A 19903-nucleotide genomic window follows, 5' to 3' on the forward strand; every position below is an offset into this window, starting at 1 on the left:
AATCAAGCAATCACATTCCGTTACTTTCAAGGCCGACAGCACCCGCCGCAACAGCCGTGACCACGACCGCGTACGCGCACCAGCCGGACGCAGCCGCGCCGCCCCGGAGGAGACGGGAACATGCACGCCACGCCAGAACCGCAGACGCAGCAGTCGCAGACCCCACCGCGGGATCTGCCCCCACCGCCCGCCGCCGGGGAAGGGAACACCGCCGTCTGGCGGCACGACCTCTCGGCCTCGATCACCGTCTTCCTGATCGCCGTCCCGCTGTCCCTGGGCATCGCCCTGGCCACCGGTGCCCCGCTGCAGTCGGGGCTGATCGCCGCCGCCGTCGGCGGCATCGTCGTGGGTCTGATGGGCGGCGCGCCGCTCCAGGTCAGCGGCGCCGCCACCAGCCTGGTGGTGGTCACCGCCGAGCTCGTCCACCGCTACGGCTGGCGCACCACCTGCGCCATCACCGTGCTGGCCGGGCTCGCCCAACTCGCCCTGGGCACCCTGAGGGTGGCCCGGGCGGCGCTCGCCGTCAGCCCGGCGATCGTGCACGGCATGCTGGCGGGCATCGGCGCCGCCATCGCGCTCGCCCAGCTCCATGTCGTGCTCGGCGCCAACCCTGACAGCTCGGCGCTCGCCAATCTGGCGGCCCTGCCCCAGCAGTTGTCGTCCCCGCACCCCGGCGCGCTGCTGATCGCGGCGGTCACGGTGGTCGTGCTGGTCGGCTGGCCGCGCCTTCCCGGACGGGCCGGCGGGGCGCTGCGCACGGTCCCGGCGCCGCTCGCCGCCATCGCCGCCGCGACCGCCGTCGGCGTCCCCATCGTGGTGCCGCGGGTCGATCTGCCCGCCTGGCACGCGGTGGCGCTGCCCGGGCTGCCGCACGGACCGGTGCTCGGCATCGCCGCCGCCGTCCTGACCGTCACCCTCGTCGCGAGCATGGAGTCGCTGCTGTCGGCGGTCGCGATCGACAAGCTGCGCTCCGGGCGCGGTGCGCCCGGGGACGCCGTCCCGGCCCGCCTGAACAAGGAGTTGCTCGGGCAGGGCACGTCCAACGTGCTCTCCGGCCTGCTCGGCGGGCTGCCGGTGGCCGGCGGCGCGATCCGCGGCTCGGCCAACGTGGCCGCGGGCGCGCGGACGCGCCGGGCCACGGTGCTGCACGGGGTGTGGGTGCTGCTGTGCGCCGGGCTGCTGGCGGGGCTGCTGGAGCACATCCCGCTCGCCGCCCTCGCCGCCCTGGTGATGGTGGTCGGGATGAAGATGGTGAGCTTCGCGCACATCAAGCACGTGCAGCGGCACCGGGAGTTCCCGGTCTACGCGGCGACGCTCGGCGCGGTGCTGCTGCTCGGCGTGCTGGAAGGGGTGACGACCGGCATCACGGTGGCCGTCTTCCTCTCGCTGCGCCGGCTGACGCACACCCGGATCACGGTGAACGAGGAGTCCGGCGTCCACCAGGTGCACGTACGCGGTCAGTTGACCTTCCTCGCGGTGCCCCGGCTGACCCGGGCGCTGGCGGAGGTGCCGGACGACGCCAGCGCCGTCATCACCCTGGACGGCTCCTTCATGGACCACGCCGCGTACGAGTCGCTGCAGCACTGGTGCGACGGCCACCGGGCGCGCGGCGGCTGGGCGACCCTCACGGGCCGGTCGGGCACACCGATCGCGGTCCCCTCCAGCGCGCACGCCTGCCGCCCCTGGACGCCGTGGCGCAACCACCACTGCACCAAGCCGGGCACGGAGGCGGGTGCCGCCGGGCAGCTGGTGGGCGGACTCAGCGCCTTCCAGCGCAACACCGCGCCCCTGGTCAGGGACGAACTGGCACGGCTCGCCCGCGAGGGGCAGCGGCCCACCCAGCTCTTCCTCACCTGCGCCGACTCCCGCCTGGTCACGAGCATGATCACATCCAGCGGGCCCGGTGACCTGTTCACCGTGCGCAACGTGGGCAACCTGATGCCGCCGCCCGGCGCCGACGCCTCCTGCGACTCGGTGGGCGCCGCGATCGAGTACGCGGTGGAGGTGCTGAAGGTCGGCAGCATCACGGTGTGCGGGCACTCCGGGTGCGGCGCGATGCAGGCGCTGCTCAGCGGGGCGGGCCACGAGCCGGGGGCGCAGACCCCGCTGGCCCGCTGGCTGCGCCACGGCCGCCCGAGCCTCGCCCGGCTGGAGCGGATCGGCCGGCTCGGCCGCGGCGAGGTCGCCCTCGCCGACCGCCCGGTGGCCGACGAGCTCGAACGGCTCTGCCTGGTCAACGTGGTGCAGCAGCTCGACCACCTGATGGCCCACGCCTGCGTCGCCCGCAGGGTGGCCGAGGGATCGCTGCAGCTGCACGGGATGTACTTCCACGTCGCCGAGGCCCAGGCCTACGTCCTCGGCGCCGGGAGCGGCACGTTCGCCGCCGTACGGCCGGAAGTGCTCGACACGGTCTGACCGGGCCGCCCGCAGCGGCGGCTCATCCGACCGGCCCACCCGACCGGCCCACCCTCCCGGCCCGCCGCGCACCCGCCGGCGGGCCGGACCCGTGCGGGGGCGCCGCACCGCGACAGGTCTAAACCAATATTTGCGGCGAACCCTTGTCATTCCGCCCCTCCGGCTGGTGAGCTATGGCGTGGGACACAAGAGGACACCCTGCGAAGGAGCACGGCGTGAGCAACGAGAGCCTGGCCAACCTTTTGAAGGAGGAGCGCCGGTTCGCTCCGCCCGCCGAGCTGGCGGCCGGTGCCAATGTGACCGCGGAGGCCTACCAGCAGGCCGGTGACGACCGACTGGGCTTCTGGGCGGCGCAGGCCCGCCGGCTGAACTGGGCGAAGGAGCCGACCGAGACCCTCGACTGGTCCAACCCGCCGTTCGCGAAGTGGTTCGCCGACGGCACCCTGAACGTCGCCTACAACTGCGTCGACCGGCACGTCGAGGCCGGCCACGGCGACCGCGTGGCGATCCACTTCGAGGGCGAGCCCGGTGACGGCCGGGCCATCACCTACGCCGAGCTCAAGGACGAGGTGAGCCGCGCCGCGAACGCCCTGACCGAGCTGGGCGTCACGGCCGGCGACCGGGTCGCCGTCTACATGCCCATGATCCCCGAGACCGTCGTGGCGATGCTGGCCTGCGCCCGCGTCGGCGCCGCGCACTCGGTGGTCTTCGGCGGCTTCTCCGCCGACGCGCTGGCCGCGCGCATCGCCGACGCCGACGCCAAGCTGGTCATCACCGCCGACGGCGGCTACCGCCGCGGCAAGCCGTCGGCCCTGAAGCCCGCCGTGGACGACGCGGTCGGCCGCTCCGCCGGCGTGGAGAAGGTGCTGGTCGTCCGGCGCACCGGCCAGGAGGTCGAGTGGACCGAGGGCCGGGACGTGTGGTGGCACGAGATCGTCGAGCGGCAGTCCGCGGAGCACGCCCCGGAGGCCTTCGAGGCGGAGCACCCGCTCTTCATCCTCTACACCTCCGGCACCACCGGTAAGCCCAAGGGCATCCTGCACACCTCGGGCGGCTACCTGACGCAGACCGCCTACACCCACAACGCCGTCTTCGACCTGAAGCCGGAGACCGACGTCTACTGGTGCACCGCCGACGTCGGCTGGGTCACCGGCCACTCGTACATCGTCTACGGCCCGCTGGCCAACGGCGCCACCCAGGTGCTGTACGAGGGCACCCCCGACACCCCGCACCAGGGCCGCTTCTGGGAGATCGTCCAGAAGTACGGGGTCACGATCCTCTACACCGCCCCCACGGCGATCCGCACCTTCATGAAGTGGGGCGACGACATCCCCGCCAAGTTCGACCTGTCCTCGCTGCGCGTCCTGGGCAGCGTCGGCGAGCCGATCAACCCCGAGGCGTGGATCTGGTACCGCGAGCACATCGGCGGCAGCCGCTGCCCGATCGTGGACACCTGGTGGCAGACCGAGACCGGCGCCATGATGATCTCCCCGCTGCCCGGCGTGACGGAGACCAAGCCCGGCTCCGCGCAGCGCCCGCTGCCCGGCATCTCCGCCACCGTCGTGGACGACGAGGCCAACGAGGTGCCCAACGGCTCCGGCGGGTACCTCGTCCTCACCGAGCCGTGGCCGTCGATGCTCCGCACCATCTGGGGCGACGACCAGCGCTACCTGGACACCTACTGGTCCCGCTTCGAGGGCCGCTACTTCGCCGGCGACGGCGCCAAGAAGGACGAGGACGGCGACATCTGGCTGCTGGGCCGGGTGGACGACGTCATGCTCGTCTCGGGCCACAACATCTCGACCACCGAGGTCGAGTCGGCCCTCGTCTCGCACCCGAAGGTCGCCGAGGCGGCCGTGGTCGGCGCCACCGACGCGACCACCGGCCAGGCCATCGTCGCCTTCGTGATCCTGCGCGGCAGCGCCGCGGCCGAGGACGGCGAGGAGCTGATCGCCGAGCTGCGCGACCACGTCGCCAAGACGCTCGGCCCGATCGCCAAGCCGAAGCGGATCCTCACGGTGGCCGAGCTGCCGAAGACCCGCTCCGGCAAGATCATGCGGCGTCTGCTGCGCGACGTCGCCGAGAACCGGGAGCTGGGGGACGTCACCACCCTGACCGACTCCACGGTCATGGACCTCATCCAGACCAAGCTCCCGACCGCCGCGAGCGAGGACTGACGGCCCCCGCCACCGCACCGAAGAGGCCCCCACGGGGGCCTCTTCGCCGTTTCACGGCGGTGCGGGACGCCCCTGCGGACGCCCCTGCGATGCCCGGCGATTGTCCGTAATGTGAAAAACGCCGGAGGCTCCGGCGCCAAGCCGGTAAGCTGCTGAGCGCGTAAAGAACGCGACAGTGCATCGGGGCGTGCCGGGAAGTCTGGTCGGCAAGGTGATCAGCCATGCCGAACCCGACCGGAGGTCCAGCCCCCGTGACCGCGACCAACCGCCGCCGTTCCGTCTTCCTGGGCCGGATGCCCCTCCCGGAACGGAACTTCGTCGCCGACGCGTTGCGGACGGAGACGGTGGGCGGCGTGATGCTGCTGGTGGCCGCCGTCGCGGCGCTGGTCTGGGCGAACAGCCCGCTGGGCGACTCCTACCGGTCCACCGTCGCCTTCCACTTCGGGCCCGCGTCGCTCCATCTGGACCTGTCGGTGGGGCACTGGGCCGGGGACGGACTGCTGACGGTCTTCTTCTTCGTCGCGGGCATCGAGCTCAAGCGGGAACTGGTGGCGGGTGAGCTGCGCCGTCCCTCGGCGGCCGCGCTCCCCGTCATCGCCGCGCTCTGCGGCATGGCCGTGCCGGCGGTCGTGTACGCGGTGGTCAACACCGTCGGCGGGGGTTCCCTGCAGGGCTGGGCGGTGCCGACGGCGACCGACATCGCGTTCGCCCTGGCGGTGCTGGCCGTGCTCGGCACGGCGTTGCCGTCCTCGCTGCGCGCGTTCCTGCTGACCCTGGCGGTCGTCGACGACCTCTTCGCGATCCTGATCATCGCGGTCTTCTTCACCTCGGGCATCAATTTCGCCGCGCTCGCGCCGGCCGTCGCCGGGCTCGTCCTGTTCCGGCTGCTGCTCCGCAAGGAGGTGCGCGGGTGGTACGTGTACGTGCCGCTCGCGCTGGTCAACTGGGCACTCATGCACGCCAGCGGGGTGCACGCCACCATCGCGGGCGTCGCGATGGGCCTGATGCTGCGCTGCCACCGGCGGGAGGGCGAGGAGCGGTCCCCCGGAGAGCGGATCGAGCACCTCGTACGGCCGCTCTCGGCGGGACTCGCGGTGCCGCTGTTCGCGCTCTTCTCCGCGGGGGTGCCGATCGCCGGCAGCGCGGTCGCCGAGGTGTTCCACCGTCCCGAGACGCTGGGCGTGGTGCTGGGACTGGTCGTCGGCAAGGCGGTCGGGGTCTTCGGCGGCACCTGGCTGGCGGCACGCTTCACCCGGGCGGAGCTCAACCCCGACCTGGCCTGGCCCGACGTCCTGGCCGTCGCCACGCTCGCGGGGATCGGCTTCACGGTCTCCCTGCTCATCGGCGAGCTGGCCTTCGAGGGCGACCAGGTGCTGACCGAGGAGGTCAAGGCGGCCGTCCTGATCGGCTCGTTCACCTCCGCGGTCCTCGCCGCGGTGCTGCTCAAGCTCCGCAACGACCGGTACCGGCGGATGTGCGAGGACGAGGAGCGCGACGAGGACCGGGACGGCGTCCCGGACGTCTACGAGTGGGCGAACCCCGAGTTCCACCTGCGCATGGCGGCGATCCACGAGGCGAAGGCGGCCGAGCACCGCAGGCTCGCGGAAGTGGCGCGCTCCGGGGGCAGCGACGAGGATGAGTCGGGCATGATCGGGGGGTAACCCGTTTGCCCCGGATGACGACTGACGCACCATGACGACGACGGAGGACCCGATGAGCCGAGCGGACGAGCCCGTGAACGTGGGGGTGACCGTGAGCCCCAACGGAAGCCGCAGCCTCGGTCAGCTCTTCGCCTCGGCGACGGCGGACCTGTCCGAGCTGGTCCACGAGGAGATCGCCCTCGCCAAGGCGGAGCTGAGGCAGGACGTCAAACGCGCCGGCATCGGCGGCGGAGCGGTGGGAGCGGCCGGCATCCTGGCGCTCTTCTCGCTGCCGGTGCTCAGCTTCGCGGCGGCGTACGGCATCCACAACCTGGGGCTGGGCCTCGCCTGGTCGTTCCTCATCGTCGGCGGTGCCTACCTGGTGCTGGCGGGCCTGCTGGGCCTGATGGCGCGCTCGAAGTTCAAGAAGATCAAGAAGCCGGAGCGCAGCATCGCCTCGGCGAAGGAGACCGCGGCGGTGTTGCAGGGGGTCAAGCCGCACCCGCGCAGCGCCTCCTCCAACGGATCGGGGGCCACGGTGGAGGCCAAGGTGTGACACGCTCGGGGCATGACGGTCGCTGAGAGTTCCCCGGTGCGCGTCGACGGACCCTGGACCCACCGGGACGTCGCCGCGAACGGTGCCCGCTTCCACATCGCCGAGCTCGGCGACGGCCCCCTGGTGCTGCTGCTGCACGGCTTCCCACAGTTCTGGTGGACCTGGCGGCACCAGCTGACCGCGCTGGCCGAGGCGGGCTTCCGTGCCGTCGCCATGGACCTGCGCGGGGTGGGCGGCAGCGACCGCACGCCCCGCGGCTACGACCCGGCCAACCTGGCGCTCGACGTCACCGGCGTGATCCGCTCGCTCGGGGAGCCGGACGCCGCGCTGGTCGGGCACGACCTCGGCGGCTACCTGGCCTGGACGGCGGCGGCGATGCGGCCCAAGCTCGTCCGGCGGCTCGCGGTGTGCTCCATGCCGCATCCGCGGCGCTGGCGCTCGGCGATGCTGACGGACCTGCGGCACAGCGCGGCCGGCGGCTACGTGTGGGGGTTCCAGCGCCCGTTCATCCCGGAGCGGCAACTCGTCGCGGACGACGCGGCGCTGGTGGGACGGCTGCTGCGGGACTGGTCGGGGCCCCGCCTGCCGGAGGACGAGACGGTGGACGCCTACCGCCGGGCGATGCTCATCCCCTCGACGGCGCACTGCTCGATCGAGCCGTACCGCTGGATGGTGCGCTCGCTGGCCCGGGTGGACGGCTTCCAGTTCAACCGGCGCATGAAGCGTCCGGTGCGGGTGCCCACGCTGCACCTGCACGGTTCGCTCGACCCGGCGATGCGGGCCCGGCACGCCGCGGGCAGCGGGGAGTACGTGGAGGCGCCGTACCGCTGGCGACTCTTCGACGGGCTGGGGCACTTCCCCCACGAGGAGGACCCGGCGGCGTTCTCCGCCGAACTGGTCAACTGGCTGAAGGACCCCGAACCGGACCGTTGATCCAGTATGACCATCAGCCAAATGCCGGGCGCATAGGCCAACTGATGGAGCGGCAGGCGGTTACCGACCATGGAGCCCGGGCAGACAGCTCGGTATGGGCTGGACGCACGACTACCGTGACGTGTCACGCGACCGCCGCGCCAACAGGGCGCGGGTCACCACCGGGACGCAGGCCCCGGACCACGGGTCCGGAGGCTCCCGACTCGGCATTCCCCACATCCTCAGGCGCCGCGCCCGCTGGGTGGGCGCCCGGCTGAGGCATACCCGCGACTGACCGCGCGCAGCCGACCGCACACGGCTGCACACGGCTGTCCGCACACGGCCGACCGTCACCGGCCGACCGTTTCCCCGCAGGACCTACAGGGCGCAGCCCTCGGTGTCGACCTGCCGGCTCGCCGTACGCCCGGCCCGGACGTCCGGCTGGACCTCGTCCGCCGTCAGGGCGTAGCCGGTGTCCGCGTCGTCGAGGGACTTGGCGAACACCACGCCGTACACCTTCCCCTCGGGGGTGAGCAGCGGTCCGCCGGAGTTGCCCTGGCGGACCAGCGTGTACAGCGAGTAGACGTCGCGCTCGACGGTGCCCCGGTGGTAGATGTCCGGGCCCGAGGCCGGGATGCGCCCGCGCACCCGGGCGGCACGCACGTCGAAGCCGCCGTTCTCCGGGAAGCCGGCGACGATGGCGTCGTCGCGCGAGTCGGCGTCGGTGCCGCTGAAGGACAACGCGGGCGCGTCCAGGGACGGTACGTCGATGACCGCGATGTCGCGCTGCCAGTCGTAGAGCACGACCTTGCCGTCGTACACCCGGCCCTCGCCGCCGATCTGCACGGTCGGGTTGTCCACGCCGCCGACGACGTGGGCGTTGGTCATCACCCGGTGCGGGGCGAAGACGAAGCCGGTGCCCTCGAGCACCTTGCCGCAGCTCGGTGCCGTGCCGACGACCTTGACGATGCTGCGCCGCGCGCGGCCGACGACCGCGCTGTCGGCGAGCGCCGGGTCGGGGGCGGGGACGGCGGTGATGGGCTCGTTGCCGAACGGCGAGAAGACCTGGGGCAGTCCGTTCTGCGCGAGCACCGAACTGAAGTCGGCGAACCAGTTGTCGGCCTCGCGCGGCACGATCTGCGCCACCCCCAGCAGCACCCGGGAGGAGCGCACCTCACGGCCGAGGCTGGGCAGCGTGGTCGTGGTGGCGAGCGCGGAGCCGATGAGCCAGGCGACCAGCAGCATCGCCAGGACGTTCACCAGGGCGCCGCCGACGGCGTCGATGGCCCGGGCCGGTGACCAGCTGATGTGCGTACGGACCTTGTTGCCGAGGTGCGTGGTGAAGGCCTGGCCGACCGAGGCGCACACGATGATCAGGACCACCGCGGCGACCACCGCCACCGTGCCGGGCTGGGCGCTGCCGGTGACCGCGTTCCAGATCGCGGGCAGCACGTAGACCGCGACCAGACCCCCGCCGAGGAACCCGACCACCGACATCACGCCGACGATGAATCCCTGGCGGTAGCCCACGATCGCGAACCACACGGCGGCCAACAGCAGCACGATGTCCAGCACATTCACCTGGACACCGTCTCATGGCGGATCAACCCAGCGGGACCGTCTTCGCGCGATCCCAGGGTCGTTCCCAGCCCGCGTGGTGCAGGATCCGGTCGATCAGGCCCGCGGTGAAACCCCACACCAGGGCGCCCTGCACCAGGAAGGCGGGCCCCTGGAGGCCGCTGGGATGGGTCACCACGGCCCGGTTGGCGGCGTCGGTGAGATCCGCCACGGGGACGGTGAACACCCGTGCGGTCTCCGCCGGATCGACCGCTCCCACCGGGGACGGCGTACGCCACCAGCCGAGGACCGGTGTCACGACGAAGTCGCTCACCGGGATGTAGAGCCGCGGGAGCACCCCGAAGACCTGCACCCCCGACGGGTCGAGGCCGGTCTCCTCCCACGCCTCGCGCAGCGCGGCCCGCAGCGGGCCCTCGCCCTCCGGGTCGCCGTCCTCGGGATCGAGCGCACCGCCGGGGAAGGAGGGCTGCCCCGCGTGGGAGCGCAGGGACGCCGCCCTTTCCATCAGGAGGAGTTCGGGCCCCTCGGCCCCCTCCCCGAGGAGGATCAGCACGGCCGAGGGCCTGCCGCCTTTCGGCGGCGGCAGGAAGCGGCTGAGCTGCTCGGGCCGTACGGCGTCGACCGCGCGGACCACCGGGGCCAGCCATGACGGCAACCCCTCGCGGTCCAGGGTGACGTCCTCGATGTCGGGTCGTGCCTGCGTCACTCCACCTCCAGCGGCGGCGCCGCCTTGCCCGGGAACCCCGGCGGCGGCTTGAGCCGCTGTCCCGGGCCGCCGGCCATCTCGTACTTCAGCAGCTTCTTCGCCTTCTCCGGGTCGGTCTCGCCCTCGCCGTACGCCGGGCACAGCGGGGCGATCGGGCAGACGCCGCAGGCGGGGCGGCGGGCGTGGCACATCCGGCGGCCGTGGAAGATCAGCCGGTGCGAGACCATCGTCCACTCGCTCTTCGGGAAGATCGCCATGACGTCCTGCTCGATCTTCTCGGGCTCCTTCGCGCTGGTCCAGCCGAAGCGGTGGACGAGCCGCTGGAAGTGGGTGTCCACGGTGAGGCCGGGGACGCCGAAGGCGTTGCCGAGCACCACGTTGGCCGTCTTGCGGCCCACGCCGGGCAGCGTGACCAGGTCCTCCAGCCGGCCGGGCACCTCACCGCCGTAGGTGTCGCGCAGCGCGGCGGACAGGCCGAGCACCGCCCGCGCCTTGGCGCGGAAGAAGCCGGTGGGGCGGAGGATCCGCTCCAGCTCCTCCGGGTCGGCGGCGGCCATCTCCTCCGGCGTCGGATACGCGGCGAACAGCGCGGGGGTGGTCTGGTTGACCCTCAGGTCGGTCGTCTGGGCCGAGAGGACGGTGGCGACGAGCAGCTGGAAGGGGTTCTCGAAGTCGAGCTCGGGATGGGCGTACGGGTACAGCTCGGCGAGCTCGCGGTTGATCCGGCGGGCCCTGCGCACCATGGCCAGCCGCGACTCGGGCTTGCGCGCCGCCCGCGTCCGGCCGGTGGAGGTCGTGCGGGCAGCCTGTTCGCTCACAGCGGAATCCGCGGCGGCGGCCACCCTTCCGGCCCCGCCACCCTGCCGTTTCTTCTGCGCACTTGGCGTATCGGACACCCGGCCAGCCTAAGCCTCGCCACCGACAATCGCCCTGGAGAGCAGGGATCCGGCCCCCAAACGGACCCCCGGGGCACAATCACACGAGCACATAAGACAGACTTGTGATTGATCGCACTGTTTTGCTGTCGGGCATGATGGGGACCGACCCAGCGATGTCGACAAGGAGAGAGCTCGTGGACGACGTTCTGCGGCGCGCACCGCTTTTTGCGGCGCTCGACGATGAGCAGGCCGCTGAACTGCGCGCCTCCATGACGGAGGTCACGCTCGCGCGTGGCGACTCGCTGTTCCACGAGGGGGAACCCGGGGACCGGCTGTACGTCGTCACCGAGGGCAAGGTGAAGCTGCACCGCACCTCCCCCGACGGCCGCGAGAACATGCTCGCCGTCGTCGGACCCGGCGAGCTGATCGGCGAGCTGTCGCTCTTCGACCCCGGCCCGCGCACGGCCACCGCGACCGCGCTGACCGAGGTGAAGCTGCTCGGCCTCGGCCACGGCGACCTGCAGCCCTGGCTCAACGCCCGCCCCGAGGTCTCGACGGCCCTGCTGCGCGCCGTCGCCCGGCGCCTGCGCCGCACCAACGACGTCATGTCCGACCTGGTCTTCTCCGACGTGCCGGGCCGCGTGGCCAAGGCGCTGCTGGACCTGTCGCGCCGCTTCGGCGTGCAGTCCGAGGAGGGCATCCACGTCGTGCACGACCTGACGCAGGAGGAACTCGCCCAGCTGGTGGGCGCCTCCCGCGAGACCGTCAACAAGGCCCTCGCCGACTTCGCGGGCCGCGGCTGGCTGCGCCTGGAGGCGCGGGCGGTCATCCTGCTGGACGTCGAACGGCTGGCCAAGCGCTCGCGCTGACGCCCGTACGCGTACGAGAAGGGGCGCCCACCCGGAGGTGGGCGCCCCTTCGGCGTCCGCGGTGCGGGTGGGGCCGTCAGATCAGCCCGTGCTCCAGCAGGTAGTCCAGCTGCGCCCGCACCGACAGCTCGGCGGCCGGCCACAGGGCGCGGTCGACGTCCGCGTACACGTGGGCGACGACCTCCGAGGGCGTCGTGAGGCCCTGCTCCACGGCCGTCTCGACCTGGGCCAGGCGGTGGGCGCGGTGGGCGAGGTAGAACTCGACGGCGCCCCGCGCGTCGGCCAGGACCGGGCCGTGGCCCGGCAGGACGGTGGCGACGCCGTCGTGCATCGTCAGGGCCTGCAGCCGGCGCAGCGAGTCCAGGTAGTCGCCCAGCCGCCCGTCGGGGTGGGCGACGACCGTGGTGCCGCGGCCGAGCACGGTGTCGCCGGTGAGCACCGCCCGGTCGGCGGGCAGGTGGAAGGAGAGCGAGTCCGCGGTGTGCCCGGGGGTGGGTACGACGCGCAGCTCCAGGCCGCCGGTGGTGACGACGTCGCCCGCGCCGAGGCCCTCCTCGCCCAGCCGCAGCGCCGGGTCCAGGGCGCGCACGGCCGTACCGGTCAGCTCGGCGAAGCGCGCGGCGCTCTCGGCGTGGTCGGGGTGGCCGTGCGTCAGCAGGGTGAGGGCGATCCTCTTGCCGAGGGAGTGCGCGGTGGAGACCACGGTGTTCAGGTGGCCCTCGTCGAGCGGGCCCGGGTCGATGACGACGGCGAGCTCGGAGTCCGGCTCGGAGACGATCCAGGTGTTCGTGCCGTCCAGCGTCATCGGCGAGGGGTTCGGCGCGAGCACGCACACCGCGCGGGCGGTCGCCCGCCCGCCGATCCCGGCGCGGGGGTCGCCGGGCTGAAGGGCCGAGGTCATTCGGCGGCTCCCATGCGCTTGGTGAACTCGTCGTGGCCGGGCCAGGTCAGCACGATCTCGTCGCCCACGAGGGCGGCCCTCGCCAGCACGGGGGTGAGGTCGCGTCCCGCCGCGGCGGAGGCCAGGGCCGCCGCCGCGGACCCGTACGGGAGCAGTTCCCGCAGCGTCGCGATGGTCGGCGGCAGCATGGTCATCTCGCCGCGGTCGTAACCGTCCACCGCTTCGGCGGGCCGCAGCCACACCGTGCGGTCCGCCTCCCCCGACACGTCACGGGTGCGCTGGCCGGGCGGAAGCGCCGTCAGGAAGAACCAGGTGTCGTAGCGGCGCTCCTCGAACTCCGGGGTGATCCAGCGGGCCCAGGGACCGAGCAGGTCGGAGCGGAGCACGAGCGCGCGCCGGTCGAGGAAGTCGGCGAAGGACAGCTCGCGCGAGACCAGGGCGCGGCGGTCGGCCTCCCAGTCCTCGCCGGTGGTGTCCGCGACGACGGACGCCTCGTCGGACCCGGCCAGCAGCACGCCGGACTCCTCGAAGGTCTCGCGCACGGCCGCGCACACGATCGCCTGCGCCGAGGCGGGGTCCAGTCCATGGCCCAGCCGGGCGGCCCAGGTCTCCGGCGAGGGGCCCGCCCAGGCCACCGGGCGCTCGTCGCGCGGGTCCACCCCGCCACCCGGATAGGCGTACGCGCCCGCGGCGAACGCCATCGACGCCCGGCGCCGCAGCATGTGCACGGCGGGACCGCCGTCGGCGTCCCGCAGCAGCAGGACCGTCGCCGCACGGCGCGGCACGACGGGCTCCAGGGTGCCCGCGGTGAGGGCGCGGATCCGCTCGGGCCAGCTCGGCGGGAACCACTGGCCGTTCGTGGTGGTCATGGGGCGGATGCTATGCGCTTCCGCGGGGATGTTCGATAGGGCCCGGACCGGGCGGCGGGCCCGGGCGCCCCTCCGGCGGCCGGGGCGCGGCCCGCCGGAGGGGTACCGGACGTCAGTCCTCGACCTCGACCTGGATCTCGACCTCGACGGGCGCGTCGAGCGGCAGCACGGCCACCCCGACGGCGCTGCGGGCGTGCACGCCCTTGTCGCCGAGGACCTCGCCGAGCAGCTCGCTCGCGCCGTTGACGACGCCCGGCTGACCGGTGAAGTCGGGGGCGGAGGCGACGAAGCCGACGACCTTCACGACGCGCTTGACGCGGTCGAGGTCACCCACGACGGAGCGGACCGCGGCCAGGGCGTTGAGCGCGCAGGTACGGGCGAGCTGCTTGGCCTCCTCCGCGGTCACCTCGGCACCGACCTTGCCGGTGCAGGTCAGCTTGCCCTCGACGACGGGCAGCTGACCGGACGTGTACACGTACGCGCCGGACCGGACGGCCGGAACGTACGCGGCGAGCGGCGCGGCCACGGCGGGCAGGGTCAGCCCCAGCTCGGCGAGCCGCTGCTCGACGGCGCTCACGCGTTCTTCTCCCGCTTGAGGTAGGCCACCAACTGCTCGGGGTTGTTGGGGCCCGGCACGACCTGGACGAGCTCCCAGCCGTCCTCGCCCCAGGTGTCCAGGATCTGCTTCGTCGCGTGCACCAGCAGCGGCACGGTCGCGTATTCCCACTTGGTCATGAGGGGACTGTAATGCCTGGCACAGCCACGCCCCTGCGTAGCCCCGCCCTCGACTGGTTAGGCTCGCAGGTGTGAGGCTGCACATCGTGACGGGCAAGGGCGGCACGGGTAAGACGACCGTCGCCGCGGCGCTGGCACTCGCCCTCGCCGCCGAGGGACGGCGGACGCTGCTGACGGAGGTCGAGGGGCGCCAGGGCATCGCCCAGCTCTTCGAGACCGAGGCGCTCCCCTACGAGGAGCGCAAGATCGCGGTGGCCCCGGGCGGCGGCGAGGTCCACGCCCTGGCCATCGACGCCGAACAGGCGCTGCTGGACTACCTCGACATGTTCTACAAGCTCGGCCGGGCGGGCCGGGCCCTGAAGAAGCTGGGCGCGATCGACTTCGCGACCACGGTCGCCCCGGGCCTGCGCGACGTCCTGCTGACCGGCAAGGTCTGCGAGGCGGTGCGCCGCAAGGACCGGGCCGGCTGGCGGTCGTACGACGCCGTGGTGCTGGACGCGCCGCCCACCGGCCGGATCACCCGCTTCCTCAACGTCAACGACGAGGTCGCCGGGCTGGCCCGGTTCGGCCCGATACACAATCAGGCGCAGGCCGTGATGCGGGTGATGAAGTCCCCGGAGACGGCCGTGCACCTGGTCACCCTCCTGGAGGAGATGCCGGTCCAGGAGACCGTGGACGGTGTCGAGGAGCTGCGCGCGGCGGGTCTGCCGACCGGCGCCGTGGTCATCAACATGGTGCGCCCGGTGGTGATGGACGGCGCCGCCGTCGCCACGGCGCGCGACGGGCGGCGCACGGCGATCGCCAAGGCCCTCTCCCAGGCCGGGCTGGGCGGCGCCCGGCGCGGCGGCCTCGCGGAGCGGCTCGTCGACCCGCTGCTGGCGCAGGCGCACGAGCACGCGGAACGGGTCGCCCTGGAGCGCGCCCAGCGCGAGGAGCTGACCGCGCTGGGCCTGCCGGCGTACGAGCTGGAGCTGATGGGCGACGGGGTCGATCTCGGCGGGTTGTACAGATTGGCTGAAAATCTGCGGAAGCAGGGGCTGGGGGTCGCATGAGCCTGGAGAGTCCGGTATTGGACATCGACCCGTTGATCGACGATCCGAGGACCCGGATCGTCGTCTGCTGCGGCTCGGGAGGGGTCGGCAAGACCACCACGGCCGCGGCGCTGGGCGTCCGCGCCGCCGAGCGCGGCCGCAAGGCCGTCGTGCTGACCATCGACCCGGCACGCCGGCTGGCGCAGTCCATGGGGCTCTCGGAACTGGACAACACCCCGCGCAAGGTCGCCGGCATCGACGAGTCCGCGGGCGGTGAACTGCACGCGATGATGCTCGACATGAAGCGGACCTTCGACGAGGTCGTGCTGCAGCACTCGGACCGGGAACGGGCCCGGGCGATCCTGGACAACCCCTTCTACCAGTCGCTCTCCGCGGGCTTCGCCGGCACGCAGGAGTACATGGCCATGGAGAAGCTGGGCCAGCTGCGCGCGCTCGACGCGTGGGACCTGATCATCGTCGACACCCCGCCGAGCCGGTCGGCACTGGACTTCCTGGACGCCCCGAAGCGGCTGGGGTCCTTCCTGGACGGTCGCTTCATCCGGCTGCTCATGGCCCCCGCGAAGGTCGGCGGTCGGGCCGGCGTGAAGTTCCTCAACGTCGGGATGTCGATGATGACCGGCACGCTCAGCAAGGTCATGGGCGCGCACCTGCTGCGCGACGTGCAGACCTTCGTGGCGGCGATGGACTCGATGTTCGGCGGCTTCCGCTCCCGCGCGGACGCCACCTACAAGCTGCTCCAGGCGAACGGCACGGCGTTCCTGGTGGTGGCCGCACCGGAGCGGGACGCGCTGCGGGAGGCCTCGTACTTCGTGGAGCGGCTGGCGGCGGAGAACATGCCGCTCGCCGGGCTGGTGCTCAACCGCGTGCACGGCAGTGGGGCGGCGCAGCTCACGGCGGAGCGGGCGCTGGCGGCGGCGGAGGCCCTGGACGACCTGACCGCGGCGGACGACCCCGCCGACCCCGACGACATGGACGGCACGGACGCCGTGGACCACCCGGGCGCCCTCGGCACCGACGAGGCCGGTCCCGTGGCCGGGGAACCGTCAACTCCCCGGCTGACCGGGGAGTTTGACGAATCTGCAGAAAATCTTCAAAGCGTCGGCATTGTGGATCAGCCCGGCGGGAAAGCTGGACTCCGTACGGCCGACGGCGGCGAAGGGACCCCCAGTACGGACAGTGCGGACACGAGCTCTCCCGAATCGCCCACCGGCTCCCCGGCCGTCACCGCACCGGCGGCACCCGCGCAGGACCCCGCAGCGGACCGGCCCGCGGAGACGGACCCACTGGACGCCGACCGTCTCGCCGCCGGCCTGCTGCGCCTGCACGCCGAACGGATGCAGCTGGTCGCGCGCGAGCGGCGCACCCGCGACCGCTTCGTCTCCGTGCACCCGGACGTGCCCATGGTGGACGTCGCGGCCCTGCCCGGTGACGTCCACGACCTCGAGGGCCTGCGCGCGATCGGCGAACGCCTCGCGCAGGGTCAGCCGACGGCTGCGTAGTCGTCGTAGTCCCCGTCGTAGCCCTCGTCGTCGAGCGGGAGCACACCCGTGCTGCGCTCGTACTCCGTGCGCGCCGTCTCCAGCAGCCTGCGCCACGAGGTGACCGTGGGACGCCGGCGCAGCAGCGCCCTGCGCTCCCGCTCGGTCATCCCGCCCCAGACGCCGAATTCGACGCGGTTGTCCAGGGCGTCGGCCAGGCACTCGGTGCGTACCGGGCAGCCGGTGCACACCGCCTTGGCCCTGTTCTGGGCCGCTCCCTGGACGAAAAGTTCATCCGGATCCGTCGTGCGGCACGCGGCCTGCGTACTCCAGTCCGTAACCCAGCTGCTCATGCTGGCGCCGTCCTCTCCCGAATCGAGGCTCCCCCACGGCGGCAAGCGGCATATTCACCGTTGCCAGTTGAGGACGTTACGGAAGGTGGGCACGGCGCAACAGCCCTTTCAGGCCCAATCTTGAATGGCCCGAACGGACTATGGGTATGCGGCAGATCACCCGACGGAGTGAGCCGACGGCAGAACGGGCAAATCGACGCAAAACGGTCAGCTCGCCACTTCCCGGGCCTGAGATCCAGGTCATATGGCTGGCATATGACAGGAATTCGGGCAGTTCTCATCACCCACAAGAGTGATGACGGAAGACAGACGTGTGCGCAGCGTTGGCGCCTGTCTGTTACAGAGTAGGCGAACAAGCATGCCTACGTCCCGGGAATGGCAACGTAAGCTGCACCCCATGGGTCACAAGCGATCGCGCCCCACCAGCAGCGGCGGCACCAGTTCCGCGCAGCAGGCCGCCAAGTTCCTGGGCGTCAGTGTCCTGGCCGGGGTCGTACTGGCCGGCATCGCCCTGCCGGCGGCAGGGGCACTCGGACTGAGCGCCAAGGGCACCGCGGCCGGGTTCGACTCCCTGCCGGGCGAGCTCAAGCGACCGCCGCTCTCCCAGAGCACCCAGATCCTGGACACCAAGGGCGACCTGATCGCGACCGTCTACTCGCGCGACCGCAAGGTCGTGGGGCTCGACAAGATCAGCAAGTCGATGCAGCAGGCCATCGTGGCCATCGAGGACGCCCGCTTCTACGAGCACGGCGCCATCGACGTCAAGGGCATCCTGCGCGCGCTCAACAAGAACGCCCAGGAGGGCGGTGTCTCCGAGGGCGCGTCCACCCTGACGCAGCAGTACGTCAAGAACGTCTTCGTCGAGGAGGCCGGCGACGACCCCACCAAGGTCCAGCAGGCCACCCAGCAGACCCTCGGTCGCAAGATCAAGGAGATGAAGTACGCGATCCAGCTCGAGCAGGAGCTGGGGAAGCAGAAGATCCTCGAGAACTACCTCAACATCACGTTCTTCGGCGAGCAGGCCTACGGGGTCGAGTCCGCCGCCCGGCGCTACTTCAGCAAGTCCGCCAAGAACCTGTCGCTCACCGAGTCCGCGCTGCTGGCCGGCCTCGTCCAGTCGCCGAGCCGCTACGACCCCGTGAACGACCCGGAAGAGGCCAAGAAGCGCCGCGACGTGGTGCTGCAGCGCATGGCCGACATGAAGGACATCACGCAGGCGGAGGCCGACGAGGGCAAGAAGAAGCCGCTCGGCCTCAAGGTGACCCAGCCCAAGAACGGCTGCATCACCGCCGTGAACGGCGCCGGCTTCTTCTGCGACTACGTGCGCCAGGTCTTCCTCACCGACAAGACCTTCGGCAAGACCAAGTCCGAGCGCTCCAAGCGCTGGGACCAGGGCGGCCTCACCATCCGCACCACCCTCGACCCGAAGGCGCAGCGGTCCGTCCAGGACTCGATCAGCCGGCACGTGTACAAGAGCGACGACGTCGCCACCGCCGTGACGCTGGTCCAGCCCGGCACGGGCAAGATCATCGGGATGGGCCAGTCCCGCCCGTACGGCTTCGGGAAGAACCAGACCCAGATCAACCTCTCGGTCAACCAGGCCATGGGCGGCGGCGTCGGCTACCAGCCCGGTTCGACCTTCAAGCCGATCACCGCGGCCGCGGCCATAGAGCAGGGCACCGACCCGGCGCAGACCTACCCGTCGCCCTACGAGATGCCCTACCCGAGCCCGGTCACGACCTGCGGCGGCAACTGGCTCAACACCGAGAACGCGACGGTGTCGAACGAGAACGAGTCCGAGAAGGGCCCGTACTCGATGAAGGAAGCGACCGCGAAGTCGGTCAACACCTACTACGTCCAGCTGATCAGCGACATCGGCGTCTGCCCGGTGGTCAAGATGGCCAACTCCATGGGCGTCCAGCGGGCCAACGGCAAGAAGCTCAGCCAGGTGCCCTCCCTCACCCTGGGTTCGCAGGAGGTCTCGCCGCTGACCATGGCGAACGCCTACGCGACCTTCGCCAACAAGGGCGTGTACTGCACCCCGGTCGCCATCCAGTCGATCACCGACGCGAGCGGCAAGAAGCTGCCGGTGCCCAAGACCGACTGCGAGCGGGCCATGACCGAGCAGACCGCGGCCACCCTGAACACCCTGCTCAAGGGCGTGGTCGAGGACGGCACCGGCCAGCAGGCCGGTCTGTCCGACCGTGACAGCGCGGGCAAGACCGGTACGACCGACGAGCGCTACGCCGCCTGGTTCGTGGGCTACACCAGCGACATGGCCGGCGCGGTCTGGGTCGGCGACCCGGCCCACAAGCGCCACATGACCAACATCACCATCGGCGGCGTCTACCACGCCAAGGTCTTCGGCGCCGACACCCCGGGCCCCATCTGGCGGGACGCCATGTCCGGCGCCCTGACGGGAACGACCTCCGCCAGCCTGCCGACGGTCGCCATCCGCGAGCCCGAGAAGCCCCGCGACCACGATGACGACCACCACGGCCCCGGCGACAACGGGGGCAACGGCAACGGCGGCGGCAACGGCGGGGACGACGGCGGCCTCTTCGGCGGCATCTTCGGTGGCGACACCGCAGGCGGCGACGGCGGCAACGGCTTCACCACCGGTGGCGGCAACGGCCGCGGCGGCGGGGACAACGGCGGCCCCGGCGCCGGGACCGGCGTCGTCCCCGAGACGGGCGGCACCGGGGCGGGCTGATCCCCCGGACACGACGTGACGCCGAAGGGGCGCCGGGACCGAACGGTCCCGGCGCCCCTTCCGTCGTCCGC

The 19903-nt window shown here is 72.1% G+C and carries 18 protein-coding genes; 10 read left to right on the forward strand and 8 right to left on the reverse strand.

Features of this window, described 5'->3' with window-relative positions; genetic code table 11:
* Positions 1-120: 120 nt before the first annotated feature.
* The 6 genes from ABZ479_RS07870 (at position 121) to ABZ479_RS07895 (ending at position 7995) form a co-directional block, all read left to right on the forward strand.
* On the forward strand, positions 121-2415 hold the full coding sequence (locus tag ABZ479_RS07870; RefSeq protein WP_500460612.1) for a SulP family inorganic anion transporter: 2295 nt from the start codon (positions 121-123) through the stop codon (positions 2413-2415).
* A 215-nt stretch (positions 2416-2630) separates the two neighbouring features.
* Positions 2631-4592 (forward strand): acetate--CoA ligase, encoded by a 1962-nt coding sequence (gene acs, locus ABZ479_RS07875; RefSeq protein WP_500460614.1) that lies wholly within the window; start codon positions 2631-2633, stop codon positions 4590-4592.
* 221 nt (positions 4593-4813) lie between these two features.
* Entirely contained in the window at positions 4814-6253 is a 1440-nt protein-coding gene (nhaA, locus tag ABZ479_RS07880; RefSeq protein WP_500460616.1) for a Na+/H+ antiporter NhaA, read from the forward strand.
* A gap of 52 nt (positions 6254-6305) precedes the next feature.
* Positions 6306-6788 carry a phage holin family protein gene (locus tag ABZ479_RS07885; protein WP_499604963.1) on the forward strand — a complete coding sequence of 161 codons (483 nt, stop codon included), beginning with the start codon at positions 6306-6308 and terminating at the stop codon, positions 6786-6788.
* A 12-nt stretch (positions 6789-6800) separates the two neighbouring features.
* Positions 6801-7721 carry an alpha/beta fold hydrolase gene (locus ABZ479_RS07890; protein WP_500460617.1) on the forward strand — a complete coding sequence of 307 codons (921 nt, stop codon included), beginning with the start codon at positions 6801-6803 and terminating at the stop codon, positions 7719-7721.
* 94 nt (positions 7722-7815) lie between these two features.
* The gene (locus tag ABZ479_RS07895) at positions 7816-7995 is read left to right on the forward strand and encodes a hypothetical protein (RefSeq protein ID WP_499604960.1); all 180 of its coding nucleotides are present in this window, start codon (positions 7816-7818) and stop codon (positions 7993-7995) included.
* Between the two features lie 83 nt (positions 7996-8078).
* On the opposite strand, the gene ABZ479_RS07900 is transcribed toward ABZ479_RS07895, so the two are convergent.
* Genes ABZ479_RS07900 through nth form a run of 3 tightly spaced genes read right to left on the reverse strand, consistent with a single transcriptional unit; the run spans position 8079 to position 10802 of the window.
* Positions 8079-9281, reverse strand: a complete 1203-nt coding sequence (locus tag ABZ479_RS07900; protein WP_499604958.1) for a MarP family serine protease — start codon at positions 9279-9281, stop codon at positions 8079-8081.
* A 22-nt stretch (positions 9282-9303) separates the two neighbouring features.
* Positions 9304-9984, reverse strand: coding sequence for an NUDIX hydrolase (locus tag ABZ479_RS07905; protein WP_500460619.1), 681 nt, complete (start codon positions 9982-9984; stop codon positions 9304-9306).
* Positions 9981-10802: an endonuclease III gene (gene nth / locus ABZ479_RS07910; RefSeq protein ID WP_500460620.1), complete on the reverse strand. Its 822-nt coding sequence runs from the start codon at positions 10800-10802 to the stop codon at positions 9981-9983. The genes ABZ479_RS07905 and nth overlap by 4 nt, the downstream gene beginning before the upstream one ends.
* Positions 10803-11056: 254 nt before the next feature.
* On the opposite strand from nth, the gene ABZ479_RS07915 reads away from it, so the two are divergent.
* On the forward strand, positions 11057-11731 hold the full coding sequence (locus ABZ479_RS07915; RefSeq protein WP_431950174.1) for a Crp/Fnr family transcriptional regulator: 675 nt from the start codon (positions 11057-11059) through the stop codon (positions 11729-11731).
* Positions 11732-11807: 76 nt separating this feature from the next.
* Here ABZ479_RS07915 and ABZ479_RS07920 read toward each other — a convergent pair whose 3' ends face one another.
* From ABZ479_RS07920 to sp36, 4 genes are all read right to left on the reverse strand, one after another.
* Positions 11808-12632 carry an MBL fold metallo-hydrolase gene (locus ABZ479_RS07920; protein WP_500460622.1) on the reverse strand — a complete coding sequence of 275 codons (825 nt, stop codon included), beginning with the start codon at positions 12630-12632 and terminating at the stop codon, positions 11808-11810.
* Complete coding sequence (locus ABZ479_RS07925) at positions 12629-13501, reverse strand: NUDIX hydrolase (RefSeq protein ID WP_500460623.1); 873 nt, start codon at positions 13499-13501, stop codon at positions 12629-12631. The genes ABZ479_RS07920 and ABZ479_RS07925 overlap by 4 nt, the downstream gene beginning before the upstream one ends.
* 112 nt (positions 13502-13613) lie before the next feature.
* Complete coding sequence (locus ABZ479_RS07930; RefSeq protein ID WP_499604949.1) at positions 13614-14078, reverse strand: RidA family protein; 465 nt, start codon at positions 14076-14078, stop codon at positions 13614-13616.
* Positions 14075-14236 carry a Sp36 family protein gene (gene sp36 / locus ABZ479_RS07935; RefSeq protein ID WP_319134706.1) on the reverse strand — a complete coding sequence of 54 codons (162 nt, stop codon included), beginning with the start codon at positions 14234-14236 and terminating at the stop codon, positions 14075-14077. Before sp36 ends, ABZ479_RS07930 begins: the two co-directional genes overlap by 4 nt.
* Before the next feature lie 71 nt (positions 14237-14307).
* Here sp36 and bagA point away from each other — a divergent pair, with 71 nt between their 5' ends.
* Both bagA and bagB read left to right on the forward strand, forming a co-directional pair.
* Positions 14308-15288 (forward strand): ATPase BagA, encoded by a 981-nt coding sequence (gene bagA / locus ABZ479_RS07940; protein ID WP_499604946.1) that lies wholly within the window; start codon positions 14308-14310, stop codon positions 15286-15288.
* Positions 15285-16787: an ATPase BagB gene (gene bagB / locus ABZ479_RS07945; protein ID WP_500460625.1), complete on the forward strand. Its 1503-nt coding sequence runs from the start codon at positions 15285-15287 to the stop codon at positions 16785-16787. Before bagA ends, bagB begins: the two co-directional genes overlap by 4 nt.
* On the opposite strand, the gene ABZ479_RS07950 is transcribed toward bagB, so the two are convergent.
* Complete coding sequence (locus ABZ479_RS07950) at positions 16769-17119, reverse strand: WhiB family transcriptional regulator (RefSeq protein WP_499604943.1); 351 nt, start codon at positions 17117-17119, stop codon at positions 16769-16771. The genes bagB and ABZ479_RS07950 overlap by 19 nt on opposite strands.
* A gap of 397 nt (positions 17120-17516) precedes the next feature.
* Here ABZ479_RS07950 and ABZ479_RS07955 point away from each other — a divergent pair, with 397 nt between their 5' ends.
* Positions 17517-19832, forward strand: a complete 2316-nt coding sequence (locus tag ABZ479_RS07955; RefSeq protein WP_500460626.1) for a transglycosylase domain-containing protein — start codon at positions 17517-17519, stop codon at positions 19830-19832.
* Positions 19833-19903 lie beyond the last annotated feature (71 nt).

It is taken from the genome of Streptomyces sp. NPDC005722 (assembly GCF_040630935.1).
Lineage (GTDB): Bacteria > Actinomycetota > Actinomycetes > Streptomycetales > Streptomycetaceae > Actinacidiphila.

What these genes read in the sequence shown, in the direction of transcription:
- ABZ479_RS07870 (WP_500460612.1), top strand. Translation starts at nt 121, where the DNA reads ATGCACGCCACGCCAGAACCGCAGACGCAGCAGTCGCAGACCCCACCG.
- nhaA (WP_500460616.1), top strand. Translation starts at nt 4,814, where the DNA reads ATGCCGAACCCGACCGGAGGTCCAGCCCCCGTGACCGCGACCAACCGC.
- ABZ479_RS07885 (WP_499604963.1), top strand. Translation starts at nt 6,306, where the DNA reads ATGAGCCGAGCGGACGAGCCCGTGAACGTGGGGGTGACCGTGAGCCCC.
- ABZ479_RS07890 (WP_500460617.1), top strand. Translation starts at nt 6,801, where the DNA reads ATGACGGTCGCTGAGAGTTCCCCGGTGCGCGTCGACGGACCCTGGACC.
- ABZ479_RS07895 (WP_499604960.1), top strand. Translation starts at nt 7,816, where the DNA reads ATGGGCTGGACGCACGACTACCGTGACGTGTCACGCGACCGCCGCGCC.
- ABZ479_RS07920 (WP_500460622.1), bottom strand. Translation starts at nt 12,632, where the DNA reads ATGACCTCGGCCCTTCAGCCCGGCGACCCCCGCGCCGGGATCGGCGGG.
- ABZ479_RS07925 (WP_500460623.1), bottom strand. Translation starts at nt 13,501, where the DNA reads ATGACCACCACGAACGGCCAGTGGTTCCCGCCGAGCTGGCCCGAGCGG.
- sp36 (WP_319134706.1), bottom strand. Translation starts at nt 14,236, where the DNA reads ATGACCAAGTGGGAATACGCGACCGTGCCGCTGCTGGTGCACGCGACG.
- bagB (WP_500460625.1), top strand. Translation starts at nt 15,285, where the DNA reads ATGAGCCTGGAGAGTCCGGTATTGGACATCGACCCGTTGATCGACGAT.
- ABZ479_RS07950 (WP_499604943.1), bottom strand. Translation starts at nt 17,119, where the DNA reads ATGAGCAGCTGGGTTACGGACTGGAGTACGCAGGCCGCGTGCCGCACG.
- ABZ479_RS07955 (WP_500460626.1), top strand. Translation starts at nt 17,517, where the DNA reads ATGGGTCACAAGCGATCGCGCCCCACCAGCAGCGGCGGCACCAGTTCC.